At 64.1% G+C, this 25,395-nt stretch carries 31 protein-coding genes; 12 read left to right on the forward strand and 19 right to left on the reverse strand.

Translation table 11 applies throughout. The annotated features are described in order from the left end of the window. Nucleotides 1-139: 139 nt before the first annotated feature. From ACTS1Z_RS07955 to ACTS1Z_RS08000, 10 genes are all read right to left on the reverse strand, one after another. Complete coding sequence (locus ACTS1Z_RS07955; RefSeq protein WP_442623916.1) at nucleotides 140-622, reverse strand: MmcB family DNA repair protein; 483 nt, start codon at nucleotides 620-622, stop codon at nucleotides 140-142. 203 nt (nucleotides 623-825) lie between these two features. Continuing rightward, nucleotides 826-1,167 carry a DUF1491 family protein gene (locus ACTS1Z_RS07960; protein WP_442623917.1) on the reverse strand — a complete coding sequence of 114 codons (342 nt, stop codon included), beginning with the start codon at nucleotides 1,165-1,167 and terminating at the stop codon, nucleotides 826-828. Further along, entirely contained in the window at nucleotides 1,164-1,643 is a 480-nt protein-coding gene (locus tag ACTS1Z_RS07965; protein ID WP_442623943.1) for a PaaI family thioesterase, read from the reverse strand. Before ACTS1Z_RS07965 ends, ACTS1Z_RS07960 begins: the two co-directional genes overlap by 4 nt. Beyond that, on the reverse strand, nucleotides 1,636-2,100 hold the full coding sequence (locus tag ACTS1Z_RS07970) for a PTS sugar transporter subunit IIA (RefSeq protein ID WP_442623918.1): 465 nt from the start codon (nucleotides 2,098-2,100) through the stop codon (nucleotides 1,636-1,638). The genes ACTS1Z_RS07965 and ACTS1Z_RS07970 overlap by 8 nt, the downstream gene beginning before the upstream one ends. Before the next feature lie 73 nt (nucleotides 2,101-2,173). After that, nucleotides 2,174-2,761 (reverse strand): ribosome hibernation-promoting factor, HPF/YfiA family, encoded by a 588-nt coding sequence (gene hpf, locus ACTS1Z_RS07975; protein WP_442623919.1) that lies wholly within the window; start codon nucleotides 2,759-2,761, stop codon nucleotides 2,174-2,176. Between the two features lie 54 nt (nucleotides 2,762-2,815). Continuing rightward, nucleotides 2,816-3,520 (reverse strand): DNA polymerase III subunit epsilon, encoded by a 705-nt coding sequence (gene dnaQ, locus ACTS1Z_RS07980; protein WP_442623920.1) that lies wholly within the window; start codon nucleotides 3,518-3,520, stop codon nucleotides 2,816-2,818. Further along, entirely contained in the window at nucleotides 3,508-4,122 is a 615-nt protein-coding gene (gene coaE, locus ACTS1Z_RS07985; protein WP_442623921.1) for a dephospho-CoA kinase, read from the reverse strand. The genes dnaQ and coaE overlap by 13 nt, the downstream gene beginning before the upstream one ends. Beyond that, nucleotides 4,119-4,931, reverse strand: coding sequence for a shikimate dehydrogenase (gene aroE / locus ACTS1Z_RS07990; protein WP_442623922.1), 813 nt, complete (start codon nucleotides 4,929-4,931; stop codon nucleotides 4,119-4,121). Before aroE ends, coaE begins: the two co-directional genes overlap by 4 nt. Next, complete coding sequence (locus ACTS1Z_RS07995) at nucleotides 4,928-5,479, reverse strand: Maf family protein (protein WP_442623923.1); 552 nt, start codon at nucleotides 5,477-5,479, stop codon at nucleotides 4,928-4,930. The genes aroE and ACTS1Z_RS07995 overlap by 4 nt, the downstream gene beginning before the upstream one ends. Nucleotides 5,480-5,511: 32 nt before the next feature. After that, the gene (locus ACTS1Z_RS08000) at nucleotides 5,512-6,363 is read right to left on the reverse strand and encodes a pyruvate, water dikinase regulatory protein (protein ID WP_442623924.1); all 852 of its coding nucleotides are present in this window, start codon (nucleotides 6,361-6,363) and stop codon (nucleotides 5,512-5,514) included. 315 nt (nucleotides 6,364-6,678) lie between these two features. Between ACTS1Z_RS08000 and hemE the strand changes: the two genes are divergently transcribed. The 4 genes from hemE (at nucleotide 6,679) to ACTS1Z_RS08020 (ending at nucleotide 10,359) form a co-directional block, all read left to right on the forward strand. Then, the gene (gene hemE, locus ACTS1Z_RS08005) at nucleotides 6,679-7,734 is read left to right on the forward strand and encodes a uroporphyrinogen decarboxylase (RefSeq protein ID WP_442623944.1); all 1,056 of its coding nucleotides are present in this window, start codon (nucleotides 6,679-6,681) and stop codon (nucleotides 7,732-7,734) included. 3 nt (nucleotides 7,735-7,737) lie between these two features. Beyond that, nucleotides 7,738-8,181 (forward strand): CopD family protein, encoded by a 444-nt coding sequence (locus tag ACTS1Z_RS08010; RefSeq protein ID WP_442623925.1) that lies wholly within the window; start codon nucleotides 7,738-7,740, stop codon nucleotides 8,179-8,181. 162 nt (nucleotides 8,182-8,343) lie between these two features. Next, nucleotides 8,344-9,600 (forward strand): transcription termination factor Rho, encoded by a 1,257-nt coding sequence (gene rho, locus ACTS1Z_RS08015; RefSeq protein WP_442623926.1) that lies wholly within the window; start codon nucleotides 8,344-8,346, stop codon nucleotides 9,598-9,600. Nucleotides 9,601-9,624: 24 nt separating this feature from the next. Beyond that, the gene (locus ACTS1Z_RS08020; RefSeq protein ID WP_442623927.1) at nucleotides 9,625-10,359 is read left to right on the forward strand and encodes a TerC family protein; all 735 of its coding nucleotides are present in this window, start codon (nucleotides 9,625-9,627) and stop codon (nucleotides 10,357-10,359) included. Here the strand turns inward: ACTS1Z_RS08020 and ACTS1Z_RS08025 are convergent. The 4 genes from ACTS1Z_RS08025 to ACTS1Z_RS08040 all read right to left on the reverse strand — a co-directional run bounded on the left by ACTS1Z_RS08025 (nucleotide 10,356) and on the right by ACTS1Z_RS08040 (nucleotide 12,880). Then, nucleotides 10,356-11,249 (reverse strand): retroviral-like aspartic protease family protein, encoded by an 894-nt coding sequence (locus ACTS1Z_RS08025; protein WP_442623928.1) that lies wholly within the window; start codon nucleotides 11,247-11,249, stop codon nucleotides 10,356-10,358. The genes ACTS1Z_RS08020 and ACTS1Z_RS08025 overlap by 4 nt on opposite strands. A gap of 64 nt (nucleotides 11,250-11,313) precedes the next feature. Next, complete coding sequence (locus ACTS1Z_RS08030) at nucleotides 11,314-11,712, reverse strand: nuclear transport factor 2 family protein (protein ID WP_442623929.1); 399 nt, start codon at nucleotides 11,710-11,712, stop codon at nucleotides 11,314-11,316. Beyond that, a complete protein-coding gene (locus tag ACTS1Z_RS08035) occupies nucleotides 11,709-12,416 on the reverse strand; it encodes a dienelactone hydrolase family protein (RefSeq protein ID WP_442623930.1) in 708 nt (235 codons plus the stop codon). Before ACTS1Z_RS08035 ends, ACTS1Z_RS08030 begins: the two co-directional genes overlap by 4 nt. Then, on the reverse strand, nucleotides 12,404-12,880 hold the full coding sequence (locus tag ACTS1Z_RS08040; RefSeq protein ID WP_442623931.1) for a methylated-DNA--[protein]-cysteine S-methyltransferase: 477 nt from the start codon (nucleotides 12,878-12,880) through the stop codon (nucleotides 12,404-12,406). The genes ACTS1Z_RS08035 and ACTS1Z_RS08040 overlap by 13 nt, the downstream gene beginning before the upstream one ends. A gap of 56 nt (nucleotides 12,881-12,936) precedes the next feature. Between ACTS1Z_RS08040 and ACTS1Z_RS08045 the strand changes: the two genes are divergently transcribed. Genes ACTS1Z_RS08045 through ACTS1Z_RS08070 form a run of 6 tightly spaced genes read left to right on the forward strand, consistent with a single transcriptional unit; the run spans nucleotide 12,937 to nucleotide 18,757 of the window. Further along, nucleotides 12,937-13,170: a DUF6489 family protein gene (locus ACTS1Z_RS08045; protein WP_442623932.1), complete on the forward strand. Its 234-nt coding sequence runs from the start codon at nucleotides 12,937-12,939 to the stop codon at nucleotides 13,168-13,170. Nucleotides 13,171-13,180: 10 nt separating this feature from the next. After that, nucleotides 13,181-14,485 carry a tRNA uridine-5-carboxymethylaminomethyl(34) synthesis GTPase MnmE gene (gene mnmE, locus ACTS1Z_RS08050; RefSeq protein WP_442623933.1) on the forward strand — a complete coding sequence of 435 codons (1,305 nt, stop codon included), beginning with the start codon at nucleotides 13,181-13,183 and terminating at the stop codon, nucleotides 14,483-14,485. 60 nt (nucleotides 14,486-14,545) lie between these two features. Continuing rightward, entirely contained in the window at nucleotides 14,546-16,417 is a 1,872-nt protein-coding gene (gene mnmG / locus ACTS1Z_RS08055; protein WP_442623934.1) for a tRNA uridine-5-carboxymethylaminomethyl(34) synthesis enzyme MnmG, read from the forward strand. Nucleotides 16,418-16,422: 5 nt separating this feature from the next. After that, nucleotides 16,423-17,061, forward strand: a complete 639-nt coding sequence (gene rsmG / locus ACTS1Z_RS08060; protein ID WP_442623945.1) for a 16S rRNA (guanine(527)-N(7))-methyltransferase RsmG — start codon at nucleotides 16,423-16,425, stop codon at nucleotides 17,059-17,061. Beyond that, on the forward strand, nucleotides 17,058-17,840 hold the full coding sequence (locus tag ACTS1Z_RS08065; protein WP_442623935.1) for a ParA family protein: 783 nt from the start codon (nucleotides 17,058-17,060) through the stop codon (nucleotides 17,838-17,840). Before rsmG ends, ACTS1Z_RS08065 begins: the two co-directional genes overlap by 4 nt. An 11-nt stretch (nucleotides 17,841-17,851) precedes the next feature. Then, the gene (locus ACTS1Z_RS08070; protein WP_442623936.1) at nucleotides 17,852-18,757 is read left to right on the forward strand and encodes a ParB/RepB/Spo0J family partition protein; all 906 of its coding nucleotides are present in this window, start codon (nucleotides 17,852-17,854) and stop codon (nucleotides 18,755-18,757) included. An 11-nt stretch (nucleotides 18,758-18,768) separates the two neighbouring features. On the opposite strand, the gene holA is transcribed toward ACTS1Z_RS08070, so the two are convergent. The 4 genes from holA to ACTS1Z_RS08090 are packed head-to-tail and all read right to left on the reverse strand — an operon-like array spanning nucleotide 18,769 to nucleotide 23,392. Continuing rightward, nucleotides 18,769-19,794, reverse strand: coding sequence for a DNA polymerase III subunit delta (gene holA, locus ACTS1Z_RS08075; RefSeq protein ID WP_442623937.1), 1,026 nt, complete (start codon nucleotides 19,792-19,794; stop codon nucleotides 18,769-18,771). Beyond that, on the reverse strand, nucleotides 19,795-20,340 hold the full coding sequence (gene lptE / locus ACTS1Z_RS08080) for an LPS assembly lipoprotein LptE (protein ID WP_442623938.1): 546 nt from the start codon (nucleotides 20,338-20,340) through the stop codon (nucleotides 19,795-19,797). Then, nucleotides 20,337-22,916 carry a leucine--tRNA ligase gene (gene leuS, locus ACTS1Z_RS08085; protein ID WP_442623946.1) on the reverse strand — a complete coding sequence of 860 codons (2,580 nt, stop codon included), beginning with the start codon at nucleotides 22,914-22,916 and terminating at the stop codon, nucleotides 20,337-20,339. Before leuS ends, lptE begins: the two co-directional genes overlap by 4 nt. A 44-nt stretch (nucleotides 22,917-22,960) precedes the next feature. Continuing rightward, complete coding sequence (locus tag ACTS1Z_RS08090) at nucleotides 22,961-23,392, reverse strand: DUF3576 domain-containing protein (protein WP_442623939.1); 432 nt, start codon at nucleotides 23,390-23,392, stop codon at nucleotides 22,961-22,963. Between the two features lie 198 nt (nucleotides 23,393-23,590). Here ACTS1Z_RS08090 and ACTS1Z_RS08095 point away from each other — a divergent pair, with 198 nt between their 5' ends. After that, the gene (locus ACTS1Z_RS08095; protein ID WP_442623940.1) at nucleotides 23,591-24,310 is read left to right on the forward strand and encodes a porin; all 720 of its coding nucleotides are present in this window, start codon (nucleotides 23,591-23,593) and stop codon (nucleotides 24,308-24,310) included. Between the two features lie 12 nt (nucleotides 24,311-24,322). Here the strand turns inward: ACTS1Z_RS08095 and ACTS1Z_RS08100 are convergent, their stop codons facing one another. Then, nucleotides 24,323-24,889 (reverse strand): thiamine phosphate synthase, encoded by a 567-nt coding sequence (locus ACTS1Z_RS08100; RefSeq protein ID WP_442623941.1) that lies wholly within the window; start codon nucleotides 24,887-24,889, stop codon nucleotides 24,323-24,325. Between the two features lie 22 nt (nucleotides 24,890-24,911). On the opposite strand from ACTS1Z_RS08100, the gene ACTS1Z_RS08105 reads away from it, so the two are divergent. Continuing rightward, a partial coding sequence (locus ACTS1Z_RS08105; protein ID WP_442623942.1) for a YggS family pyridoxal phosphate enzyme occupies nucleotides 24,912-25,395 on the forward strand: 484 nt, incomplete at its 3' end.

A 25,395-nucleotide genomic window follows, 5' to 3' on the forward strand; every position in this document is an offset into this window, starting at 1 on the left:
TTGTGGGGGCGCGACTATGGGGCCCGGGACGCGCGTGCGGCAGACATTCTCGAAATTGTGAATTCGGCGGAAGAACAGCCGGAAGATACCGCGGTTTTCGGGCCGAGCCCCAATTAACGCTACTGTCCGGCGGCGCGCCTCAATCGAAACCGTCGAGATGCGGATCTTCGGCGGCCAGCAGGCGCCCGGCGGCGCGGCGCGCGAAGCGCAGCGTTTCCGCCCGGCGGCGCGCGGCCGCCACGGGGCGTTCGGCCGCGTCGCGCATAAACGCCGCATCATAAGCGTCGGCGACGATCAGACCGGCGACGTCGGGCTGGAGCTCTGCGCGCTCGCATAGCGCCATGTCGAAGCCGGTCGGCACCGCCCAGAAAAAGCGGTCGCAATAATCGAGATAGTCCTGCCACTTGCCGTCGCCGAGCAGGTCGGCGCGGCTGACCTTGACCTCGACGATAACGATATGCCCCTTGGCATCGATTCCCATGAGGTCGGCGCGCCGGCCATTGCCCAGCGTCACTTCCGGCAGTGCGATAAGCCCGTGGTGAAAGAGCAGACGCGCGACGCCGCGGCAGACATCGCCGGTCGTCACCGGCGTTGCGATATCGGCGGTCTGCAGGTCGTCCATGGGAAACCGATAGAACAAAGGCCGAACGAATGAAAGGCCGGGGCCTGTCGCTTTCGAATAACTGATGCCCCGCCATTCCAGCGAAAGCTGGGATCTCAGGCGGATAGGCAAGGGCGTTTGCGGCCGGAGATTCCAGCTTTCGCTGGAATGACGCGATGGGATTTGTGGATACGTGTCCGAACGGGATAGTCGCGGAAAGGCCGCTAGGCGGCGCCGATAAAGTCTTCGAGCCAGGTCTCGGGCGCGTCGAGATCGATCTCGACCACCCAGATATCGGGATCGAATTTCCGGCGGCGCTCGAGATAAGCGCTCAGCGCTTCCGCGTCGGAGGCATCTTCCGGACCGGCTGCAACCCATTGATAGCTGCCGTCCGGCGCAAGGCCGCGTTCACGAAGCCCATGCACGACACCGCGATCGGCAAGCGCGAGCAGCACCGACCCGGAGATCTCGTCGCCCTTGGTCAGCACCATCGCATGGCCGCCGGCCGCCTCCGCCGCGCGGCGCAGTGCCCCGACAAGCGTCTTGCTGGTGATCCGCGCACTCATGCCGGCAGGCGATAGCCGTCGAGCGAGGAAAGCGGGATGCGCGATTTCATGAAGGTGCCCGTGCCGCGCGCCGCCTCTTCGCCCTCCGCATCGATTAGCCGTGCCTCCGCCACGAACACGCGGCGCTGCCCGCTGACCCAGCGGCCTTCCGCCGTCACCGACCCGCCGGTCATCGGCCGCGTGAACAGCAGGTTGAAGCCGGTCGTCAGCAGGAACCGGTCCGATACGAGGCTGTTCGCCGCATAAAAGGCGGCATCGTCGAGCATCTTGAAATAGGTCGTGCCGTGGATCGCGCCGGCCGCGTGGTAATAACGCTCGTCGAGGTCGAAGCGGATCCGGGAAACGCCGCTCTCGACGATCTCGAGCCGCGATCGCCAGATATCGTTGATCGGCGCCGAATCGTACAGCGATTCGAGCGCCCGGAAATGCGCCTCGGCACCGGCGAGCGGCGCATCGCCGGATCCGGTCTCAGGCAGCGTCCGCCGCCTCGAATTCGGACATCAGCGCGAACACCGCATCGGCCGAGCGCGCGCCGCGCAGCTTCGCGACGAAATCGCCGTCGCGGAACCGCCGGCTGATCCGCGCGAGCGCCCTGAGATGGGCGGCGCCGTCCGCCTCGGGCGAGAAGAGCGCAAACACGCAATCGACCGGCAGATCGTCCACCGAATCATAATCGACCGGCGTTTCGAGCCGGAAGAATATGCCGAACGGCTTTTCCAGGGAGTCGATCCGTCCATGCGGAATCGCCACACCGTCACCGAAACCCGTCGAACCGAGCTCTTCGCGCGCGTTCAGCTGCGCCTCGATCATCTGCGGATCCGCATCCGCAATATCCGCGGCGCGCTTGGCGATCAGGCGGAACAGGGCCGACTTGTTCTCCACCGCATCGACGAACACGACGAAGGCGGGACTCGGAAACTCGAACTCGGACATTGGGCACCTTGAGGGCAGAATGGGAGACAGGCTGGCGGTCCGCAGAAACCGCGGCCGGGACAGTTGATATGGTTTAAACCGGCCGCTCGGGTTCTACCCAGCCGATGGAGCCATCGCGGCGCCGGTACACCATATTATATACCCCGGTATCGCTGTTTTTGAAGAGCAATGCGTTGGTATTGCGCAAATCCAGCATCCATACGGCGTTGGAAACGCTCGCATCAGGGATGTCGACGCTCATTTCCGCGATGATCGGCGGATTGTCCGGCACGTCTTCCGCTTCGTCGCTTCCGCCGAACACGGTATAGCCGGCGTTCGATTCAGGCATGACAGGCGGCATTTCGCCGTTCGAATGTTTGTGATGGTCCTTCAACCGGTCCATGTGACGCCGCAACTGCTTCTCGACATGGCCAGCGGCCTCTTCGAACGCGGCATGGGCATCGCTGGGGCTATCCGCCTCGCCCTTGAGAATCACCCCCTGCATGACATGGGCGACGATCGAGCAGCGGAAACCATGATCGCGCGGTCCCTTGCCGAAGGTGACATGCGCGGAGATGGCGCGCGCGAAATATTTGTCCGCGATCGCCGTCATGCGGTCTTCGACATGATCTTTCAGCGCATCGCCGGTTTCCACCTGATGGCCCGATACACGAATATCCATTTGGTCAGTCCTTCATCATCCTGCGGCGCCCATGGGCGGCACCGCGCTTCTCTTTCAATCCGCGAACCGGTCGGCCGGCCATAGCGGATCGGTCAACCGGGCGATAAATGCCGCATGGCGCGCGCGCTCTTCGTCCGAGGCAGCATGCGGACGCGGCTCGCGCATGGGACGGCGCGGCGCTCTTTGCAGTGGCGTTGCTTGCGCCTCGGATTGCACGTCTTCCCGCGCACCGAGCGTCAGGCCGATCTGCCGGCCGCCGGTCAGTTCGACATAGACCTGGGACAGCAATTGCGCGTCCAGCAGTGCGCCGTGCAGCACACGCTGGCTGCGGTCGACACCGTAACGCGTGCACAACGCGTCGAGACTGTGTTTCGCGCCGGGATGCTTGGTCCGCGCTATGGCGAGCGTATCGATCATCCGATCCATCGCCACGGCGGCATGCCCAGCCCGTTCGAGCTCCGCGTTCAGAAAACCGAAATCGAACTGCGCATTGTGCGCGACCAGCGGGCTGTCCTCGATAAAATCGAGAAAATTCTGCGCCTCGGCGGAAAAGAGCGGCTTGTTCGCGAGAAACGCATCCGACAGCCCATGCACAGCGAAGGCATCGCTCGGCATTTCGCGTTCCGGATTGCAGTAAATGTGGAAGCTGCGCCCCGTCTCGACGCGATTGACCAATTCGAGCGCACCGATCTCCACAAGCCTATGCCCGTCGGCCGGGCTGAGTCCCGTGGTTTCCGTATCGAAAACTATTTCACGCATTGCTTGCAATATCGGACGTCATGCGCGCTTAGGCAAGTGACGAGCGCGTCAACTTGCGCGCGGGTTTGCTCGAGCGGCCCGCCGGTGTCGATCACGAAATCGGCGCGCGCGCGTTTTTCGGCGTCGGGCATCTGCAGCCCCAGAATATGCTCGAATTTTTCTTCGGTCATGCCGGGCCGCCGGAGCACGCGCTCGCGCTGCGCCTCAGCGGGTGCGGACACGACGATCACCGCGTCGAGTCCCGCATCGCCGGTTTTCTCGTAGAGCAAGGGGATATCGAACAGCACCATCCGCGCGTCGCGATGCTCCTCCAGAAAGGCGGCGCGGCTGAGGCCCACGGCCGGATGGATGAGCTCTTCCAGTGCGCGCAGTTTTTCGCGGTCACCGAGAACCGCCTCGGACAGTTTCGCGCGATCCACACCGTCCGGCCCGGTCGTACCTGGAAAAACCTGTTCGATGGCTTCGACCAACTCGCCGCCCGGCCCCTGCAGCCGGTGCACCTCGGCATCTGCATCGAACACGGGCACGCCGCGTGCGGCGAACATCGCCGCGACGGTCGACTTTCCCATGCCGATCGAGCCGGTGAGGCCGAGAAGGATCATCCGATCAGACGCTCCCGCAATTCTTCTTCATCCTCGCGCGGCGGCGCTTCGCCGAAAAACAGTTCGAACGCAATCGCCGCCTGGCCGATCAGCATATCGAGCCCATCTATCGTCGCCAGATCCCGGTCGCGCGCCGCAGCCAGCAAATCCGTTTCGAGCGGCGCATAGACGAGATCGTAGACGACCGCATCTTCGGGCAGCGCGTCGAGATCGAGCTGGAGCGGATCCTGCCCCGTCATGCCGAGCGGACTCGCATTGACGAGCAAAGCCACCGGCGGCAGCGGCGTATCGAGCGGCACGGCGTCGCCTTGCAATCCGAATTTCGCGAGCAATGCGGCGCCCTTGAGCGGAGTCCGGTTGAGGATCGTCACCGGTCCGGCACCGGCGCGCTGCAATGCAAAGAGCACGGCGCGCGCCGCGCCGCCCGCGCCGATCACCCCCACCGCCGCGCCGTCCAGCGCCAGATCCGCAATAGGTGCATAGAATCCGGCCGCGTCCGTATTCGTGCCGATCAGCATCCCATCTTCGTCGCGCAAAACGGTGTTGATCGCACCGATCGAATCGCGCAGGCCGCCGCGATCCTCGGCATGGTCGAGCGCACTTTCCTTGTGCGGGATGGTGATATTGCAGCCGCGCCAATCCGGATCAGCCTTCCGCTGCGCAAAATACTCAGCCAGCCCCTCGGCCGTTACGTGCTGCGCACGATATTCAGCATCGATACCCAGGCGCTCGAGCCAGAAACCATGGATCAGCGGCGATTTGCTGTGCGCGATCGGATCCCCGATCACTTCGGCGTAGGGAATGGTCATGTCGGCATGACTCCGCGCACCCGCAGATAATCGAGCAGGGGCAGCAAGGGCAGGCCGAGGATCGTGAAATGGCTGCCGTCGATCCGCGCAAAAAGCTGCGCGCCGCGTCCTTCGAGCCGGTAACCGCCCGCGCAGCCGCCTATCGCGGGCCATTCGGCGTCCAGATAGACATCGAGAAATTCGTCGGTGAACTCGCGCATCGCGAGCTTCGCGACATCGATATGCCGCCATACCGGCTTGCCCGCCTCGCAGATCACCGCGGCGCTGGTCTGGCGATGCGTTTCGCCGCGCAGCGCCTGCAGATGCGCGCGCGCTTCCTCCCGCGATTCCGCCTTGTCGAATATCCGGTCGCCGAGCGAGGCGACCTGATCGCAACCGAGGATGAGAGCCTCGGGAAACCGGCGCGAGAGTTTCACGGCTTTCAGCTCGGCCAGGGCATCCGCCAGATCGCGCGGCGACATGTTTTCCGCGCGCAGCGATTGCTTCGCCGCGTCTTCGTCGATGCCGGCCGCCATCGCCTCGAACGGCACGCCCGCCGCGTCGAGCATCGCGCGCCGCGTCGCGCTCTGCGAAGCGAGGATCAGCTGGGCGATATCGTTTCGTCGGGCTGGATGTGCCCGTCCCTGTTCGCGCGGTCGCTGACGATGTTGAGGATCGCGGCAGCGCTTTCCTCGATCGAGCGCCGGGTCACGTCGATCACCGGCCAGTCGTTATCCGCAAAAATCCGGCGGGCAAAGCCGACTTCGGCCTTGACCCGGTCGCGATCGACATAATCGGTTTCCGGCGTCTGGTTGAGACTGAGCAGCCGGTTCCGCCGCACTTGGACGAGCCGGTCGGGGCTCGTCGTCAGGCCGATGACGACCGGGTTTTTGAGCCGGTAGAGCGTGTCGGGCGGCGGGGATTCGGGCACGAGCGGCACGTTGGCGACCTTGTAGCCGCGATTGGCGAGATAGATGCTCGTCGGCGTTTTCGAAGTGCGCGACACGCCGGCCAGCACGATATCGGCTCGGTCCCAATCCTCCGGCGCGACACCGTCGTCGTGCGCGATCGTATACTGGATCGCCTCGACGCGCTGGAAATAGGCAGCATCGAGCGCATGCTGACGGCCGGGCCGTTCCTTGGCTTCCATGCCGAGCAGGCGCGAGAGCGCATCGATAACCGGATCGAGCGCCGAGACCGCGGGCAGGCCCATCGCCCGGCACCGCATTTCCAGCTTGCGGCGGACAACATGGTCGACGAGCGTATAGAGTACGAGACCCGGCTGCTTCCCGATATCGTCGAGGACGCGATCGAGATGGCCTTCGCTGCGCACCATCGGCCAGAAATGCTTGATCGTCTCGACATCGTCGAACTGGGCGAGGCCTGCCTTGGCGATATTCTCGAGCGTTTCGCCGGTCGAGTCCGATATCAGATGGAGATGAAGCCGGATCATTGGAGTGCCTGTATCGCTCGGTCCGCCGCGGACAAATATGTGGAAAAGCCTGATGACGGCGCTAGCTGACATTTCGGGATAGAGGCAAGCGGCGAAACCCCTCCCGCAAATCGAAATTCGCTCCGCCATATCGTCCACAGGGAATGGATTCCGCGCACAGGATGTGAATCTCCGGGATAAGGGAATCGACTCCGCGGCCTTCTCGGACTCGTGCATGAGTCAAGCTGTTGGCTTTACCGGCAGCGCCGACTAAACCCCGTTGCCAAGCCTGCAACTGACTCCATCAATTTTATAAATATATAAGTATAGATAGTGATAGACGCGCCTTCCGAACCGTCGGACACCCGACAAGCCGATCGCCCCTTGCTCGCCGTGCTGCGTGGCGAACGGCGCGATCCGACACCCGTCTGGCTCATGCGCCAGGCCGGGCGGTATCTTCCCGAATATCGCGCCCTGCGCGCCGAGAAGGGCGGCTTTCTCGATCTCGTCCATGACAGCGAGGCGGCTGCCGATGTAACGCTCCAGCCGATCCGGCGCTTCGGCTTCGACGGGGCGATCCTGTTTTCCGACATCCTCGTCATCCCGCACGCATTGGGGCAGGATCTGCGGTTCATGGCCGGCGAGGGCCCGCGCCTGTCGCCGCCGCTCGTCGATTATGCGCTCGATGGATTGGAAGCCGCGCCGGAACGGCTGGACCCGGTGTACGAAACCGTCCGTCTCGTCGCGCGCGACTTGCCGCCCGAAACGACGTTTCTCGGTTTCGCCGGCAGCCCCTGGACCGTCGCGACCTATATGGTCGCCGGACAAGGCAGCCGCGATCAGGCCGAAACGCGGCGCATGGCCTATCGCGACCCGAAGGCCTTCGGTGCGATCATCGACGCGATCGCGGCCAGCACGGTCGACTATCTCGGCAAGCAGATCGAAGCCGGCGTCGATGCGGTGCAGCTGTTCGACAGCTGGTCGGGCAGTCTTTCGCCGGCGCAGTTCGAACACTGGGTCATCGCGCCCAATGCGAAGATCGTCGCCGAATTGCGGGATCGCTATCCGGACACGCCGATCATCGGCTTTCCGAAGGGCGCGGGCGAAAAGCTGCCCGCCTATGCGCGCGAGACGATGGTGGACGCGCTCGGCATAGACGAAACGATCGATCCCGAATGGGCGGCCGATGCGCTGCCGGAGGCATTGCCGGTGCAGGGCAATCTCGATCCGCTGGCGCTGATCGCCGGCGGCGAGCGGCTCGATCATGCGACCGACCGGATAAAAAGGGCTTTCGCTGGGCGGCCGCATGTGTTCAATCTCGGCCATGGCATCCTGCCCGATACCCCGATCGCCCATGTCGAACATCTGCTCGCGTGTGTGCGCCAGGGCTGAGCGATGACCGAAGTCCTGACGCTCGCCTATCCCTGGCTCAAGGCCGCGCATATCATCTTCGTGATCTTCTGGATGGCCGGGCTCTTCATGCTGCCGCGCTTCTTCGTCTATCATCAGGAGGCGCCGGAAGGGTCGACCGAAGCGACCGCCTGGGTCGAGCGAGAGGACAAATTGTCGACGATCATCATGAACCCGTCGATGCTGATCGTCTGGGTGCTGGGGCTCGCGCTCGCCTATTATCTCAATATCTGGGCCCAGCCCTGGTTTCACGCCAAGCTGCTCTTCGTGGTCGCGCTCTCCGGTTATCAGGGCTGGCTGATGGCCTATCGCAAGAAGCTCGCGCGCGGCGAGCGGCCGCTATCGGGCAAGCGGTTGCGGATGCTCAACGAGATACCGGGGATAGCGGCGGCGATCATAGTCATATTGGTGATTGTCCGCCCATTTTGACCCGGCTTTGGGCGGGCCCTTTTGCTTGACTTGCGGGCCATCGCTCACTAACTCGCTGACCAAGCACCCGCCGCCCGTCCTTGTGCGGCGCGATACTTTTCCGGCGCATCTTTCTCAGGCACCGACGCTTCTCCACGATATATTTTCCGCCAGGAATCCGTTATGCATCTCAAAGACTTAAAACAGAAAAAGCCGGCCGAGCTCGTCAAGATGGCCGAAGATCTCGGCGTCGAGGGCGCTTCGACGCTGCGCAAGCAGGACCTGCTGTTCGGCATCCTCAAGGCCGAGAGCGAGAATGGCGAGCAGATCATGGGCATGGGCACGATCGAAGTGCTGCCCGACGGGTTCGGTTTTCTGCGCAGCCCTGAAGCGAACTATCTCGCCGGCCCCGACGATATCTATGTATCTCCCAACCAGGTTCGTAAATTCGGGCTTCGGACCGGCGACACGGTCGAGGGTGAAATCCGCGGACCGAAGGATGGCGAACGCTATTTCGCGCTGACCAAGGTTACGGAGATCAATTTCGACGATCCCGAATATCTGCGCACGCGCGTCAATTTCGACAATCTGACGCCGCTCTATCCGGACGAGAAGCTCGAGCTCGACAGCAAGGATCCGACGGTCAAGGACAAGTCGGCCCGCGTCATCGACATCATCTCGCCGCAGGGCAAGGGCCAGCGCGCGCTGATCGTCGCGCCGCCGCGCACGGGTAAGACCGTTTTGCTGCAGAACATCGCCAAGGCGATCACCGACAACCATCCCGAGGTCTATCTGATCGTGCTGCTGATCGACGAGCGGCCTGAGGAAGTCACCGACATGCAGCGCTCGGTGAAGGGCGAGGTGATCAGTTCCACGTTCGACGAACCCGCCCAGCGCCATGTGCAGGTCGCCGAAATGGTGATCGAAAAGGCCAAGCGTCTCGTCGAGCACAAGAAGGATGTCGTGATCCTGCTCGACTCGATCACCCGCCTTGGCCGTGCCTACAACACGGTCGTGCCAAGCTCGGGCAAGGTGCTCACCGGCGGTGTCGACGCCAATGCGCTGCAGCGCCCGAAACGCTTCTTCGGCGCGGCGCGCAATATCGAGGAGGGCGGAAGCCTTTCCATTATCGCCACCGCGCTGATCGACACCGGCAGCCGGATGGACGAGGTGATCTTCGAAGAGTTCAAGGGCACGGGCAACTCGGAAATCGTGCTCGACCGCAAGGTCTCCGACAAGCGCATCTTCCCGGCGCTCGACGTCGGCAAGTCCGGCACGCGAAAGGAAGAATTGCTCGTCGACAAGGACAATCTCGCCAAGATGTGGGTCCTGCGCCGCATCCTGATGCAGATGGGCACGGTGGACGCGATGGAATTCCTGCTCGACAAGATGAAGGATTCGAAGACCAACGAGGATTTCTTCGATTCGATGAACCAATAACGCGCACGGGGCGTTGTCCGACCGATGATCGATATCTTCTCGCTGATCCAGATTGCCAGCCATGCCGCGCCCGGCGGGCTCGGCTCTCCGGCGGAAATCTGGCAGGCGATCATCCACGATTTTTCGAATCTCGACGATCCCTCGGCGCTCGCCGCGTTCGGCCAGGTGGTGCTCATCGATCTCGTCTTCGCGGCCGATAACGCGATCGTCGTCGGCGCGCTGGCCGGCGGTCTGCCGGCGGACCAGCGCCGGAAGGTCATCCTGATCGGTATCGGCGCGGCGCTCGTGCTGCGCATCTTTTTCGCGCTGATCGTCAGCGTGCTGCTCGGCATTGTCGGGCTGATCCTTGCCGGCGGGCTCTTACTGTTATGGGTGGCCTGGAAATTCTGGCGCGAACTGCATCATATGGGCGAATCCGCCGGTTCGGAAGAAATTGCCGGCGACGAGCATTCGGGCCTGAAACCCGCGCGCAGCTTCTGGGGCGCGGTCTGGGCAGTCACGGCGGCGGACGTTTCGATGAGCCTCGACAATGTGCTGGGCGTTGCCGGCGCGGCGCGAGAGCATCCGGGCATCCTCGTCATCGGGCTCTTGCTCTCGGTCGCGCTGATGGGCCTCGCGGCGAATATCATCGCGCGGTACATCGAGCGCTATAAATGGATCGCCTATATCGGCCTGCTCGTGATCCTCTGGGTCGCGGTCCGCATGATCTACGAGGGCACGATAGACCCCGAGATCGGGCTGATGACTCTGTTCGCCTAATCCGGGCGGCGTTCGACGAGCAGCCTGTCGCGCGGATAATCGACGATGAAGCGGCGGTCCGACAGCATGGCCGCGCTGAGCAGCATCGCCGGACCGTCCCCTATTCCCAGCGTTTCGAAGACCGCCAGGTCGGTCACGCCAATCCGGGTCCAGCCGAATGCGATATCGCCGACCGACAGCCGGCTGATATCGATCTGGTGCATTTCGCGGATATGGCCGGACGCGCCGCCGATCGCCGATCGGGACGCGCTGTCGGGAAACAGCCGCAATCCGATCGCGCGCGCGGCCGCCGGGTTGACGATATTCTGCGTCGCGCCGGTATCGAATAGTGCGGGCATGCGCACCCGGCCGATCGTCACCTCGACGATCAGCAGGCCGTCCGCGCGCTCATGGAACGGGATGATCGCCCAGCTGTCCTCGCCTTGGGCGGGATCCAGCCGCGGATCGAGCAGCTGAAACCTGCCGCGGCGATTGTCGAACTCGAGCACATGATCGCGCAGGATATCCGCACCGACCAACCCGTCGACCGGGCCGATATCGGCGGTACGCGGAAATTCGAACGCGGTGAGCTGACGATAGTTACGCGTTCCCAGGCGCAGGCTGGCGAGTCTGTGATACTGGGTGGCGATTCTACCCGTTGAGCCGTTAAGGCGAGCAGGCGCACCACGCCCGTCCAGGCCGAGCCTGCGGACCGTTTCGCGGGAAAGCATCGTTTTGCTCGCCGCCGTATCGACGATGAAACGCCCCTCTACCGTATCGTTCAGCATGACCGTGATCTGCGGCAAACCATGCCATGGCGCATCGAGCGCGAGGCTCGTGCCCCGCTGTCCCAGCGCCGCTGTGCTGTACGCGAGCAGCAGGATAAGGAGGAATGCACGGAGCGATACCATCGCCGGACAGTAGCGCAGGCGATGCCCTTACGGTAAAATTCGTTTCAAGAAAGAGGGTTAACGGCTAACTCGCCTGTTTTTCAAGCTGTTCGCCCATCATCTTCCAGAGCATGTTGATCGCCTTCAATGGCCGCACCATCACCTTGAAATCGTCGATCAGGCCGTCCGCATTCCAATGGATGAGGTCGATCCCGTTGATATGGATCCCGTCTATCTCGGCGGTGAACTCGAGCATCGCATTGTCGCCATCGACGAGCGTGCGGACATAGGCGAAGCTGCCATTGCCGAACACCGTGTCCGCCGCTGTCAGATAGGCGAGCGTAAGATCGATGCCGCGCTGCGGGGTATGCACGACGGGCGAGTGGAAGGTCGCATTCTCGGCGAGCAGCGGCCGGAGGCTCTCCGCGCTCCGGTCGCCCTCCATATGATCGAACCAGCGCTGGAGACGGGGATCGATGGTCATCCGAGATGCTCGGCGAAAAAGGCCGTCGTCCGGCTGTCCGCGAGCTCGGCCGCTTCATCGTTGCGGCGATTGCCGAACTCGGTCGCGAAACCGTGATCCAGCCCCTCATAGTCATGCAGCGTGACCTTCGCATGATCGTCGAGCCCTTCATGCATGGCCGCCTGTGCCTCGGCGGGCACGAAGCCGTCCGCGGTCGGGATGTGCAGCATGATCGGATGGGCGATCGCATGTTTCTCGCCGAGCAGCCCATCGATCCCGACGCCATAATAACCGACGCTGGCGTCGATATCCGTGCGCGCCGCGGTCATGAAGGCGAGCCGCCCGCCCAGGCAATAGCCGACACAGCCGACCTTGGCGCGGCTCTCCCCGCCAATCTCCTCGCGGGCGGCGTGAATCGTCGCCTCGATATCGCGCACGCCCTGATCCTGATCGAACTCGCCCATCAGATCGAGCGCGGTCTGGAACTCGGTATCGACATCGGGATCGAGTTCGACGCCAGGCTTGAGTCTCCAGAAGAGGTCGGGCGCGAGCGCCAGATAGCCTTCGCTCGCCCAATGGTCGCATTTGGCGCGAATGCCCGGATTTACGCCGAAAATCTCCTGGATGACGATGATCGCGGCTTTCGCTTCTCCCGTTGGCGCGGCGCGATAGGCGCCGAACGTCTCGCCGCCGCTCAGTGTCGAAATCTTGGTCATGCTGCCCATTGGCTGTCCTCCTGTCCGGTTTCGTGATTCAAAAGGAATCGCTTCGTGGATATGCCGTCGCCGCCCGAATAATAGCCGATCCGCCCACCCGCCGCGATGACGCGGTGACAGGGCACGACCAGCGGGAGCGGATTGTGGCTGCACGCCCGGCCGATGGCGCGCGGGCCGGATTCGATACGGCGGGCGACCTCGCCATAGCTTTGCGCTTCGCCATAGGGGATGGCGACGATCGCCGCGCGCAGCTCGTTGCCGCGCGCCGTCGAAGCCGGTTCGAGCGGCAGATCGAAGCGGCGCAGCGTGCCGGCGAAATAGGCGTCTATCTGCCGTGCGGTTTCGCGGAGCAGCGGATGATCGCTGCGGTCCGGCTCGGCGGATGCGCCGAGGAAATCGATCGATGTCAGCGCGTCGGCATTGGCCGATATCGTTATCGCGCCGATCGGGCTCGCAATAATATGGCAGGTCATGGACGGAGTTTCGCGCATTGCGTATGGAAAGGCCAGAGAATTGAGGGAGCCCGTCCATGAAAGTCACTGTCGATGTCGATTGCACGCCGGAAGAAGCGCGCCGCTTTCTGGGGCTGCCGGACCTTACGCCGCTGCACGACCTTTATCTCGACAGGATGAAGGAGACGATGGAGGAGGGGATCACGCCCGATACCATCGAAAAACTGATGCGCAGCTGGGGCCCGATGAGCGAGGCGGGGCTTTCGATGTGGACGCGGTTCTTCGATCAGATCAGCGGCACGAAGAAGTGATGTCGCGCCGATGGCGCTGACGGGGCATGACGGCACGACGATATTCGCGCTGTCGACGGCCGGTCTTCCCAGCGCGATTGCCATTATCCGCCTGAGCGGTCCGCAGAGCGGTGCCGCGCTCGCAGCGCTGACAGGCCGGACGTTCGAATCGCGCCGCGCATCCCTGGCGCTGATCCGCGATCCCGACAATGGCGAGCCGGTCGACCGGGCGTTGATATTGTGGTTTCCGGGCCCCGACACGGCGACCGGCGAGGATATGGCCGAATTTCATGTTCATGGCAGCCGCGCCGTAGCGGCGAAGATGCTCGAAATCCTGAGCGATATGAATGGCTTGCGCGGGGCCGAGGCGGGGGAGTTCACGCGCCGCGCTTTCCTGAGCGGGCGGATGGACCTTTCGGAGACTGAGGGGCTCGGCGATTTGTTGGCTGCCGAAACGGAGAGCCAGCGCCGCCATGCGCTGGCGATGGCGGAAGGCGGATTGGCGAGCCGGATTGCCGACTGGCGGGAACGGTTGCTTGCGGCCGAGGCGCGGCTGGAGGCGGTGCTCAATTTTTCCGACGAGGGCGATGTCGACGAGGGTGACGAGAAATTCGCGCTGGACGTCGCGAGCGATGTTCACAGTGAAATTCTTACGGTGCTGGAAGCGCCGCCGGCCGAGCGGTTACGCGACGGGATCCGGGTCGCGCTGGCGGGGCCGCCCAATGCCGGCAAGTCGACGCTGTTCAACGCGCTCATTGCGCGCGAGGCGGCGATCGTTTCGCCAACGGCTGGCACGACGCGCGACGTGATCGAAGCGCCGGTCGATATCGATGGCGTCGCGTTCCTGTTCAGCGATACGGCCGGGCTGCGCGAGAGCGGGGACGCGATCGAAGATGAAGGTGTGGCGCGGGCCCGTCAGACTTCGCAGCGAGCAGATATCATTCTCTGGCTTGGCGCGCCCGCGGATGCGCCGGACGGCGATCGCGTCGTCATTCTCCATGCACGCGCGGATGAGGGCGGGCGGGCGACCAAACCCGAGCAGGCGGTGCTCGCGGTTTCGGCGAAGACAGGCGAGGGGATGGACGCGTTGCGGGCTTTGCTGCTGGAGCGCGCGCGCGCAATGCTGCCGCGCGATGACCAGTTGGCGCTCAACCAGCGGCAGCGGCAAGCCCTGCGCGATGCAGGGGCGAGTCTTGAGACGGCGCAGGGCGGCGACTGGATCTTGCTCGTGGAGACGATCCGGCAGGCGCGCGCGGCGCTGGACCGTCTGAGCGGCCATGGCGGAGTCGAAGACATGCTCGATGCGCTGTTCGGGCGCTTCTGCATCGGCAAATAGCCGCGAGCGTTTCACGTGAAACATCTTGGACTCGCACGGCGACGCTGATATGGGCCGCGCATGGCGAAAAGCGGAAGCAGTGAACGCTATGACGTGATTGTCGTAGGCGGCGGCCATGCAGGCTGCGAAGCGGCGGCGGTGGCTGCGCGTACGGGCGCGCGCACGGCGCTCGTGTCGATGCGGCGCGACATGATCGGTGCGATGTCCTGCAATCCGGCGATCGGGGGTCTGGGCAAGGGCCATCTGGTGCGCGAGGTGGACGCGTTCGACGGTCTGATCGGCCGGGCGTCGGACGCGGCAGCGATCCACTACCGTATGCTTAACCAGAGCAAGGGCGCGGCGGTGCGCGGGCCGAGGATACAGGCGGATCGGGCGCTGTATCGCGCGGCAATCCAGGATATGCTCGCCGACGAGCCGCTGCTCGACATAGTCGAGGCGGAGGCGACGGCGCTCGATCTCGATACCGACGGGCAGCGCGTGCGTGGCCTTGTCGTCGATGGCGGGCGCGTGCTTGCCGCAAGTTCCGTTGTGCTGGCCACCGGGACGTTTCTTGGCGCTAAACTACATTTCGGTTTGGAGAACCACGCGGGCGGGCGTGTCGGCGAACGCGCGGCGACGGCGATGGCGGAGCAGCTTCGGGCCGCCGATTTGCCGATGGCGCGCCTGAAGACTGGCACGCCGCCGCGGCTCGACGGCCGAACGATCGATTGGGCGGCGCTCGAAGTGCAGCCGTCCGATGGAGAACGCTGGACCATGTCCGCGCGCACGCCGGGCCGGCGCAATCCGGAAGTCTTTTGCGCGATTACGCGGACCAACGCGCGCACGCACGATATCATCCGGAACTCGCTTGACCGGTCGCCGCTGTTTTCCGGCGAGATCCAGGGTGAGGGACCCCGCTATTGCCCGTCGATCGAGGACAAGATCCATCGCTTCGGTGACCGCGACGGGCACCAGATTTTCCTGGAACCGGAAGGCCTCGATGACCCGACCGTCTATCCGAACGGCATCTCGACATCGATGCCCGCGGATGTACAGCGCGATTTCCTGCGGACCATCGCCGGGCTGGATAAAGTCGAGATCGCGCAGCTCGGCTATGCGGTTGAATATGATTATGTCGATCCACGCATATTGGGTCACGATCTCGGCGTGCGCACGATGCCGGGGCTGTATCTGGCCGGGCAGATCAATGGCACCACGGGGTATGAGGAGGCCGCGGCGCAGGGGCTGGTCGCGGGTATCAACGCGGCGAGGTTCGCGATGGCGCTCGAGCCGGTCAAGTTCGACCGCGATGATAGCTATATCGGCGTGATGATCGACGATCTTGTGCTCCAAGGCGTCACGGAACCGTATCGCATGCTAACCGCGCGCGCCGAATATCGCCTGCGGCTCCGGGCCGACAATGCGATCACGCGGCTCAGCGGGAAGGCTGAGGCGTGGAACTGTCTCGGCGAGGAGCAAAAGACGCTCGCGCATCGCCGGGCCGCACAGATCGCCCGGCTCCGCGAGGCCGCGCGGCAGCCCGCCACCGCCGAAGTGGCGGAAAAAGCGGGTATCGCCGTCGGTCAGCATCGCGAAACGCGCGCGCTTTCGGAATGGCTGAAGCTACCGGGAGGGACGTCCGAGGCGTTCAGATCGGTCGTACCGGACAGTGCGGATCTGGATGATGACGTCATCGGCGAGGTGCTCGAGGATATCCGCTATGCGCCTTATCTCGAGCGACAGGCGGCGGAAATCGCACGGCTAAATGCAGACGAAAATATCCGCATTTCGGCAGCGCTCCGTTACGCCGATATTGCCGGCCTTTCGAAGGAGATGGTCGAACGGCTGGAGGCAGCGCGCCCCGGGACATTGGGCGAGGCCGGGCGTATTCGTGGTATAACGCCGGCGGCGCTGGCCGCGATATTGGTGCACACCCGTCAGCGCGCCGCGTGAGTGCGATGGACGAGAGCGCGGTCCGGCACTGGCTTGCCGACGCGCTGCATGTTTCACGTGAAACACTCGAACGCATCGAATGCTATATCGCGCTGCTGACGGAAGAATCGCGCCACCAGAATCTGATCGCGCAATCGACCATGGACGTAATCTGGGAGCGCCATATTCGCGATTCTGCGCAGCTGTTGACTCTCGCCGATCCCGACCTGCGCGCCGGCGCCTGGATTGATTTGGGCTCGGGCCCCGGTCTCCCCGGCCTGATACTGGCGCTGATCGGCGATATGCGCATGACACTTGTCGAGGTGCGGAAGAAACGGGTCGAGTTTCTCCATCGGGCGATCGACCGGCTCGCGCTGGGTGGCCGCGTGACCGTCGAGGGACGCAGGCTCGAACGCGTCGAAAGCGCTACCTATGACGTCATCACGGCGCGCGCCTTTACCGCACTGCCGCGCCTCTTTGCGCTCGCGCATCGCTTTTCGAACGCGCATACGCAATGGCTGTTGCCAAAAGGGCGTCGGGCACAGGAAGAACTGGAAGAGGCGCGCCGAACATGGCAAGGTGACTTCGCGCTGGTGCCGAGTCTGACCGACAATGAAGCGCATATAATCGTCGCACGCAATGTGAAGCCGAGGAGACGTTCATGATCCGCATCGCGATAGCCAATCAAAAGGGCGGTGTGGGCAAGACGACGACGGCAATCAATCTCGCGACGGCGCTCGCGGCCTCGGGTTGGAAGGTGCTGCTGCTCGACCTGGATCCGCAGGGAAACGCCTCTACCGGTCTGGGGATCTCGCACGAGCAACGTACGCGTTCGAGCTACGACCTTCTCATCGGAGAGGCAACTGTGGAAGAAGCGGCCGTGGCGTCGCGCGTTCCGCGGCTCGATGTCGTACCCGCTACGGTCGATCTGTCGGGCGCGGAAATCGAGCTTGTCGACTATGAAGCGCGAACGGAGCGCCTCGATATGGCGCTGTCCGACGCACCGGCATCGCGTTGGGACGTTTGCCTCATCGATTGTCCGCCCTCGCTGGGGCTGTTGACGATCAACGCGCTTGTCGCAGCGCCCTCTCTGCTTGTGCCGCTGCAATGCGAATTTTTTGCGCTTGAAGGATTAAGCCAGCTTTTACAGACAGTTGAGCGCGTGCGCGAACGGTTCAACCCCGATATTTCGATCTTCGGCGTCGTGCTGACCATGTACGATCGCCGCAACAACCTGTCGGGCCAGGTCGCGGACGATGTGCGCGCCGTGCTCGGCAAGCTCGTTTTCGACACCGTTATCCCGCGCAATGTCCGGCTTTCCGAGGCGCCGAGCCATGGCATGCCGGCGCTGATCTACGATTATCGCTGCCCCGGATCGGAAGCCTATATGGCACTGGCGCGCGAAACCATCGCCCGGTTGCCCAAAAAAGCGGCAGCGGCCTGAAAGAGACGATAATGAGCGACAAAAGAACCACGAAAAAGGCGCCCGCGAAGAAGAAGCCGACCGGACTGGGCCGTGGCCTTTCTGCGCTGATGGGCGAGGTCGAAAAGGAAAGCCCGGTTAACGCGGCACCGGACGAAGGCGCCGTCCAGTTGCTGCCGGTCGGCAAGATCGCGCCGCATCCCGATCAGCCGCGCCGGCATTTCGACGATGAGGCGCTGGGCGAGCTCGCGCGGTCGATCGAGGCGCGGGGCATGATTCAGCCCATCGTGGTGCGGCCGCAGGGCACCGAATATCAGATCGTCGCGGGCGAGCGGCGCTGGCGGGCGGCCCAGCGCGCGCAGCTGCATCAAGTACCGGTCATCGTCCGCGATTTCGACGATGCGGAAACGCTCGAAATCGCGCTGGTCGAGAATATTCAGCGCGAAGACCTGAACGCGATCGAGGAGGCCGAAGCCTATAAGCGCCTGATCGACGATTTCGGGCACAGCCAAGCGGCGCTCGCCCGGCTCGTCCACAAGTCGCGCAGCCATGTCGCCAATCTGCTGCGCCTGCTCGATCTGCCGGATGCGGTGCGCGCGATGGTCGTCTCCGGCGAGCTCGATATGGGCCATGCCCGGGCGATCATCTCCGCGCCGGATGCCGAGGCATTGGCGCGGCTGATTGCGGCACAGGGGCTGTCGGTGCGCGAGGCGGAAGCGCTGGCGCGGCGCGCGAAGCCCGGTGGCGATTCTGCGCCGCGCAAACCCGCCAAGGAACGCGATGCCGATATCGTCGCGCTCGAACGCCAGTTGAGCGAAGCGATCGGCCTCAAGGTCGCGATCGAGCATGACGGCAGGGGCGGCGTTGTCGGTATTGCTTATAAGTCGCTCGATCAACTGGACCTGATCTGTCAGCGGCTGTCCGGCGAAAAGATATAGATTTCAGATGCTTATCGCAGTGATCGCGCCTTGCGCGCTATTGCGAACAGTTCTTCGTCGGCCGCAATGAGACCCGGCCCGCCGGCGCTCTTCAAAACCCGCTCGGCTTCACCCGCCCGGTCTATCGCGATGGCGAGCGCATCGCTCCGCCAGCGCTCGACCTGATCGGTGATAACCGCCTTGTCCTTCCAGAAGATCGCGCGGCCCGCCTTCGCGATGACCGATTGCGCGCTGTTGCCGCGCTCGACCTCGGCGCGCAGACTGGCGAGCAGCATCAGGCGGCGCAGCACAGCGCGCAGCAGGGGAATGCCGCTCAGTCCTTCGCTGGCGAGCTGCGTCAGTTCGCGATCGAGCGCGGCCAGATCGCCTGAAAGTACCAGATTGGCCAGCCGCGACAGGTCGCCCTCGTCGCTATTGGCCGCGAGCGCATCGAGCACGTCATGATCGACGCGGCGCGGCCGGTCCGGCGCGGCATCGAGATAGAGCGCGAGCTTCGTAAGCTCGCTCCCCAATATCGCCCGGTCGCCATGGCAGCCGCGCGCGAGCCGTCGTGCGACGTCGGGCGCAATCTGCAGGCCGCTTTCCTGCGCCATCTCGATCACCAGCCGGTCGGCGTCGCGGCCTTCGGGTGCATAGCTAGCGCAGGCCATCGCCGCGTCGCTGCCGAATGCGAGCTTCACAAGCTTGTTGGTCGCGCGCAACGCGCCGGCGATTGCAACGACCGGGTTTCCGGCGGTTTCCGCCTCGAGCAGCGCTTCGACCGCCGCGAAAATCTCGTCGCCCGCCGGATCGACGCGGATGAAGCGCGAACCGCCAAAGAGCGAAATGGCCGCGGCTTCGTCGGCCAGTTTCGCCGGATCGGATTTGAGCTCGGGCCCAGTGAGATCGATCCGTTCCGCTTCCTCGCCCATCGCCTTTGCCAGCATCGCGGCAAGCGCCTCGGAGCCGGACCGGTCCGGGCCGTAAAGAAGGTAGAAGCGGATATCTTCGCTCGGCGCGGAGAGCGCCCGGCTGATCTGGCCGCGATTGGCCTTCACCTAGGGCAGTTCCTGGTCGGGCGCGGCCTCGGGCGCCGGATTTCCGGCGCGCTGTTCGGCCCGGCGCGTCGCATAGAGCGCAATTCGCGCGACGATCTGGTCTGCGACCTGTTCGGTCAGGCGCTCGAGCGCCGTGTCCTCGGCCGCGATCGTCGCATATTCGGAGGACACGACGTCGATGCCGGCGTCCGATCCCGCCGTCGCGTCGAGCAGCACGGTGCCCCGGTCGATGGTCACGAGTTGAAAGCGCGCGCGCAGCGTCCGCCGTTCGCGCGTCACGGCATTGTCGGCCCGAACACCGAAACCTTCGATCCGGTCGTCGAGCGTCACTTCGAGCCGATAGCGCGGCGTTTCGCTTCCCACCGCGCCCAGCCGCTGCGCGAGCGCGCCGCGCATCAGATAGCCGGCGCGCCCTGGAATGCCGCCGATTTCCACCGCGCCCAGCGTCTCGCGCGCCGGTGATTCCGCGCCGCCGTAGAGCGGGCGCAGACCGCATGCCGAGAGCAGGGTCAGCAAGCACAGGCCAAGGGCGGCGATCCGTATCACGCGACGATATTTACCAGACGATCGGGCACGACGATAATCTTTTTGGGCGTCCCGCCATCGAGCTGCCGCGCGATCTTCTCCGATGCGAGCGCCAGCGCTTCGAGATCGGCCTTGGATGTGCCTTTCGCCGCCGACAGCGTATCGCGCAGCTTGCCGTTCACCTGCACCGCGATCGTCACTTCGTCCTCGACGAGCAGCGCCGGGTCCGCTTCGGGCCAGGGTGCATCGGCGACCATGCCGGTTTCGCCCAGCGCCTGCCAGCTTTCCTCGGCCAGATGCGGCGCCATTGGCGCGACAAGGCGGACGATGGTGCGGATCGCGGTATCGCGGCTCGCACTCGGCTCTGCCTTTTCGATGGCATTGGTGAGTTCGTAGATCTTGGCGACGGCCTTGTTGAAGGAGAGCGCCTCGATATCCTCGCCGATCCCGGCGATCGTCTGGTGCAGTTTCCGGTCGAGACTTTCATCGGCACCTTGGCCCGGCGCGTTCCCCTCGATCAGCCGCCAAAGCCGCTGCGTGAAGCGCCATGCGCCTTCGATTCCGGCCTCTGTCCAGGGAAGGTCGCGCTCGGGCGGGCTGTCGGACAGCATGAACCAGCGCACCGCGTCCGCGCCATATTGATCGACGATCGGATCGGGATCGACGACGTTCTTCTTCGATTTCGACATCTTCTCAATGCGGCCGATCTCAACTGGAAACCCCGGCCATCCCGGCGCAGTTAGCGTTTCTCCGTCGCGTTCAATCTCCTCTGGCGAGAGCCATATGCGTGTGGCTGCGCCGGAACCACTCTGAACATTTTCTTGTTCACTCAGATAATAGGCCTTGGTGTCTATGTAATATGTTTCGTGCGTGACCATGCCTTGGGTAAACAGGCCGGCGAACGGCTCTTTCACGTCGAGCATGCCGATGCGGTTGAGCGCGCGCGTCCAGAAACGGGCATAGAGAAGGTGGAGGATCGCGTGCTCGACCCCGCCGATATACTGGTCGACCGGCAGCCAGGCCTCGGCCTCGGCCGTGTCGAACGGTTTGTCGTCCGGCTGGCTGGCGAAGCGGATGAAATACCAGCTGCTGTTGACGAAGGTGTCGAGCGTATCGGTTTCGCGCAGCGCTGCTTCGCCGCATTCGGGGCATTCGACATGTTTCCATGTCGGGTGCCGGTCGAGCGGATTGCCGGGCGTTTCGAAATCGATGTCTTCGGGGAGGGCAACCGGCAGCTCGTCCTTGGGCACGGCAATGGGGCCGCAGTTTTCGCAATGCACGATCGGGATCGGCGTGCCCCAATAGCGCTGGCGCGATACGCCCCAGTCGCGCAATCGCCATTCGGTCGTGCCTTCGCCCCAGCCCTCTTCTTCGGCGCGCGCGATGACGGCACTCTTCGCCGTCTCGACGTCCATGCCGTCGAGAAAGCGTGAATTGACGAGCAGGCCGTCGCCCGAAAAAGCCTCATCGCCCTCGAAATCGGAATCCGTGTCGTCGCCCTCCGCGATAACACGGCGCACGGGCTGTCCATATTTGCGGGCGAAATCCATGTCGCGCTGGTCGTGGGCGGGCACGCCGAATATCGCGCCCGTGCCGTAATCCATGAGCACGAAATTCGCGATATAGACGGGCAATTCCCATTCCGGCTGAAACGGATGCGCAGCCGTCAGCCCCGTATCGAAGCCGAGCTTTTCCGCGCTTTCGATATCGGCGGCGGAGGTCCCGCCGGACTGACATTGCGCGATAAAGGCGGCCGCTTCGGCATTTTTGGACGCCACGGCTTCGGCGAGCGGATGATCGGCGGCGACTGCGACGAAGCTCGCGCCGAAAATCGTATCGGGCCGGGTCGTGAAGACCTGGAGCTGGCTCTGCCCGTTGACCGGTTCGCTGAGCGTGAAGCGGAAACGCAGGCCGCGGCTCTTGCCGATCCAGTTTTCCTGCATCAGCCTGACCTTGTCCGGCCATTGATCGAGTTCGCCGAGCCCGGCCAGCAGGTCCTCGGCAAAATCCGTGATCTTCAGGAACCACTGACTGAGCTTGCGGCGCTCGACCGGCGCGCCCGAGCGCCAGCCCTTGCCGTCGATCACCTGCTCGTTGGCGAGCACGGTCATGTCCACCGGGTCCCAGTTGACGGCGCTTTCCTTGCGATAGACGAGGCCGGCGGCGAACAGGTCGAGGAACAGCGCCTGTTCATGGCCGTAATAATCGGGTTCGCAGGTCGCCAGTTCGCGCGTCCAGTCGAGCGCGAACCCGAGCCGTTTGAGCTGGCCGCGCATCGCCTCGATATTGCCGCGCGTCCATGCGCCCGGATGGACTTTCTTCTCCATCGCCGCATTTTCGGCCGGCATGCCGAATGCGTCCCACCCCATCGGATGCAACACCTCATGCCCCGTCATTCGGCGATACCGGGCGAGCACGTCGCCCATCGTATAGTTGCGGACATGGCCCATATGGATGCGCCCCGAAGGATAGGGGAACATCTCGAGCACATAGCTTTTGGGCTTGGCGGACGCGGAATCGGCGGCGAAAGTCCCGGCCTCTTCCCAGGCTTTCTGCCACCTTTGGTCGACCGCTTGCGGATTGAAGCGAGACGGCATCGTCAAAACTTTCGTTTAGTGCGGCGCTGCGGCCATGACCGGCCTCAGCCGATCACGGTATTGCGGCGCAATTCGCGGGCCCGGGTGAGGATGATCTCCTCGAGCCGCTGGACGGTCGCGGCCTGAACGGGCGCTTCGAGCCATTGCGTGCCATTGTATAGCTGACGCGACGCGGCGACGGTCAACGCATCGGCCCGCAGGTCGCGGTCGAGTATGGTCACCGTCAGCTTCATCCGCTCCGTCGGCGCTGCCGGATTGGCGTACCAGTCCGTAACGATCACGCCGCCCGCCGAATCGACCTGCGCCATCGGCATGAAGGAGAGCGTTTCGAGGCTTGCGCGCCAGAGATAGCTGTTGACGCCGATCGTCGAGACCTGGGCGGGCGCCAGTTCCTGGTTCGGACGATCGCCGCCGCCACAGGCCATGAGAGACAGCGGCAAAAGAGCGGCAAAGGCGGCATTGCGCATACGGAACATGATACTTACCTGCGTGGAAATGAAAGCGAAACAAAGCCCGGTTATAGCTGCTTGGGCAACCCCCGCAAGCGCGCTCTTCCGAGTCGTCGGAAACCGGGCTGTGGAGCTTGCGCAACACTGGGCCGGATTCGACTCCGGCCAGTAGAACGACTCGAAGTCTTCATGCTAGGGCAATGTTGCAGGGAGAATAACTGGATTATGTACGGGCGCTTCACATTGGCAGCTTTGGCGGGATCGGCGCTGTTTGTCGCCGGTTTGACGGCCATGCCCGATGCGGCCGAGTCGCAGGCCCGTTCGCTCTCCCTCAATGCGCCCGGCGCGATCGGCACCTTCACGCCGGCCTCGGGCGACCCTGCCATGGCCCGCGCGCTGCGCCGCGCCGGCATTTCGAGCCGCGGCATGCGGTTCACCCCGTCCGCCTCGCGTCAGGGCGATCGGCCGGTCACCGTGGCCGTGCGCGCGCGTGCGACGACGACGGCACAGGCCGAGCGCAATGCCGAGATCGCGATGGCACAAAGCTCGTCGACCGGCGTTACGGCGATCACGCCGTCCGCCTATAATCTCGGCGTCTCCGTCGGCTGGCGGCGGTTCGCCATTTCGGGCGACGTTGCCCGCGTCGACAATGGCGTCATTCCGGGCCGTTCGCGCGAATCGGCGGATGTCGGCGTCAGCTATTCGGGCCGCGGTTGGAGCACCCGGGTCCAGGTCTCGGCCGACCGGCCGTCTGCGGCATCGGCACCAAGCCTGATCGACAATGAGGAACGGCTCGCGGTCGATGTCGGCGGTTCGTACAGCATTGCCCGCAACGTCGCGATCACTGGCGGGGTCCGCTATCAGCGCGAGCATCGGCTTGAGCAGGTCGACGACCAGCGCCGCGACAGCCAGGCCGTCTATGTCGGCACCGCTTTCCGTTTCTGATCTGAAGCGTTTCTAGCTTAGAGTGTTTTTCCTTGCCGATGGCGTAAGTGCGCCGATGGCCGCCCAGCCATATATGCCGAACCCGCGCAACGATTGCGCGCGCCGACGGTTCATGCCGCCAAGCGCGACAACCGGCATGCGGGACCGTGTCGCGAGCCGCCCGAATCGCATCCGGCCGAGCGTTCGACCGCCAGGATGCGACCGTGTCGCGAACACCGGCGAGATGAAAACGAGATCGGCGCCGATCCGTTCGGCCAGCCGCAATTCGGCTTCGTCATGGACGGCAACGGTGCGGAGCAGATCGCGCGGCGTGCGATGCGGCGACCGGCTGTGAAATCCTTCCGCTCGAGTTGCGCGCGCGAATTGCGCCGAGCCGGCCACGATGAGCAGCAGCCTGCGCGCGCGCGCAATCTCCCGGATGCGCGCGATCAGCCTTCGCCGTTCGGGCGGCGCGAGGCTGTAGTGCCGCACAATTACACCGCTGCCGCGCGGCAGCGCCTTGAGCGCCGGCCAGAGATTGTCGCCCTGCCGTTCGTCGGTCATCATCCAGAGCCGGGGAAGTGGGTGGCCGCGTCGCACGCGGCTTCCTATAGCAGGCGCTATGGCTACAGGCGATAATCCCTCCGCACCCGAAGACCGGCTGTCCGCCGTCGAGGACAGCATCGCGCGCGCGGCACAACGCGCGCAGCGCGAACCGGCCGATATCGCGCTGATCGCGATTTCAAAGACGCACGATGCAGCGGCAATCCGCCCGCTGATCGCCGCCGGTCAGCGCGTTTTCGGCGAGAACCGCGTACAGGAAGCGCAGGGCAAATGGCCCTCGCTCAAGGCCGAGACGCCCGATATCGAACTGCATCTCGTCGGCCAGCTGCAGTCGAACAAGACCGAGGATGCGGTCGCGCTGTTCGATGCGATCCACAGCGTCGACCGACCGTCTCTGGTCAAGGCGCTGGCCAAGGCCTTCGCCAAGACCGAGCGGCGACCGGCGCTGTTCGTGCAGGTGAATATCGGCGACGAGGAACAGAAGGGCGGGTGTGCGATTGCCGATTTGCCCGATCTGCTTAAGCGGGCGCGCGATGCGGGGC

Origin of the sequence: Parasphingopyxis sp. (genome assembly GCF_052168295.1) — a bacterium.
In the GTDB taxonomy this organism is placed as follows: Bacteria; Pseudomonadota; Alphaproteobacteria; order Sphingomonadales; family Sphingomonadaceae; genus Parasphingopyxis.

What these genes read in the sequence shown, in the direction of transcription:
- ACTS1Z_RS07955 (WP_442623916.1), bottom strand. Translation starts at nt 622, where the DNA reads ATGGACGACCTGCAGACCGCCGATATCGCAACGCCGGTGACGACCGGC.
- ACTS1Z_RS07960 (WP_442623917.1), bottom strand. Translation starts at nt 1,167, where the DNA reads ATGAGTGCGCGGATCACCAGCAAGACGCTTGTCGGGGCACTGCGCCGC.
- ACTS1Z_RS07970 (WP_442623918.1), bottom strand. Translation starts at nt 2,100, where the DNA reads ATGTCCGAGTTCGAGTTTCCGAGTCCCGCCTTCGTCGTGTTCGTCGAT.
- hpf (WP_442623919.1), bottom strand. Translation starts at nt 2,761, where the DNA reads ATGGATATTCGTGTATCGGGCCATCAGGTGGAAACCGGCGATGCGCTG.
- dnaQ (WP_442623920.1), bottom strand. Translation starts at nt 3,520, where the DNA reads ATGCGTGAAATAGTTTTCGATACGGAAACCACGGGACTCAGCCCGGCC.
- coaE (WP_442623921.1), bottom strand. Translation starts at nt 4,122, where the DNA reads ATGATCCTTCTCGGCCTCACCGGCTCGATCGGCATGGGAAAGTCGACC.
- aroE (WP_442623922.1), bottom strand. Translation starts at nt 4,931, where the DNA reads ATGACCATTCCCTACGCCGAAGTGATCGGGGATCCGATCGCGCACAGC.
- ACTS1Z_RS07995 (WP_442623923.1), bottom strand. Translation starts at nt 5,479, where the DNA reads ATGCTCGACGCGGCGGGCGTGCCGTTCGAGGCGATGGCGGCCGGCATC.
- ACTS1Z_RS08000 (WP_442623924.1), bottom strand. Translation starts at nt 6,363, where the DNA reads ATGATCCGGCTTCATCTCCATCTGATATCGGACTCGACCGGCGAAACG.
- ACTS1Z_RS08010 (WP_442623925.1), top strand. Translation starts at nt 7,738, where the DNA reads ATGACCGAAGTCCTGACGCTCGCCTATCCCTGGCTCAAGGCCGCGCAT.
- rho (WP_442623926.1), top strand. Translation starts at nt 8,344, where the DNA reads ATGCATCTCAAAGACTTAAAACAGAAAAAGCCGGCCGAGCTCGTCAAG.
- ACTS1Z_RS08020 (WP_442623927.1), top strand. Translation starts at nt 9,625, where the DNA reads ATGATCGATATCTTCTCGCTGATCCAGATTGCCAGCCATGCCGCGCCC.
- ACTS1Z_RS08025 (WP_442623928.1), bottom strand. Translation starts at nt 11,249, where the DNA reads ATGGTATCGCTCCGTGCATTCCTCCTTATCCTGCTGCTCGCGTACAGC.
- ACTS1Z_RS08030 (WP_442623929.1), bottom strand. Translation starts at nt 11,712, where the DNA reads ATGACCATCGATCCCCGTCTCCAGCGCTGGTTCGATCATATGGAGGGC.
- ACTS1Z_RS08035 (WP_442623930.1), bottom strand. Translation starts at nt 12,416, where the DNA reads ATGGGCAGCATGACCAAGATTTCGACACTGAGCGGCGGCGAGACGTTC.
- ACTS1Z_RS08040 (WP_442623931.1), bottom strand. Translation starts at nt 12,880, where the DNA reads ATGACCTGCCATATTATTGCGAGCCCGATCGGCGCGATAACGATATCG.
- ACTS1Z_RS08045 (WP_442623932.1), top strand. Translation starts at nt 12,937, where the DNA reads ATGAAAGTCACTGTCGATGTCGATTGCACGCCGGAAGAAGCGCGCCGC.
- mnmE (WP_442623933.1), top strand. Translation starts at nt 13,181, where the DNA reads ATGGCGCTGACGGGGCATGACGGCACGACGATATTCGCGCTGTCGACG.
- mnmG (WP_442623934.1), top strand. Translation starts at nt 14,546, where the DNA reads ATGGCGAAAAGCGGAAGCAGTGAACGCTATGACGTGATTGTCGTAGGC.
- rsmG (WP_442623945.1), top strand. Translation starts at nt 16,423, where the DNA reads ATGGACGAGAGCGCGGTCCGGCACTGGCTTGCCGACGCGCTGCATGTT.
- ACTS1Z_RS08065 (WP_442623935.1), top strand. Translation starts at nt 17,058, where the DNA reads ATGATCCGCATCGCGATAGCCAATCAAAAGGGCGGTGTGGGCAAGACG.
- ACTS1Z_RS08070 (WP_442623936.1), top strand. Translation starts at nt 17,852, where the DNA reads ATGAGCGACAAAAGAACCACGAAAAAGGCGCCCGCGAAGAAGAAGCCG.
- leuS (WP_442623946.1), bottom strand. Translation starts at nt 22,916, where the DNA reads ATGCCGTCTCGCTTCAATCCGCAAGCGGTCGACCAAAGGTGGCAGAAA.
- ACTS1Z_RS08090 (WP_442623939.1), bottom strand. Translation starts at nt 23,392, where the DNA reads ATGTTCCGTATGCGCAATGCCGCCTTTGCCGCTCTTTTGCCGCTGTCT.
- ACTS1Z_RS08095 (WP_442623940.1), top strand. Translation starts at nt 23,591, where the DNA reads ATGTACGGGCGCTTCACATTGGCAGCTTTGGCGGGATCGGCGCTGTTT.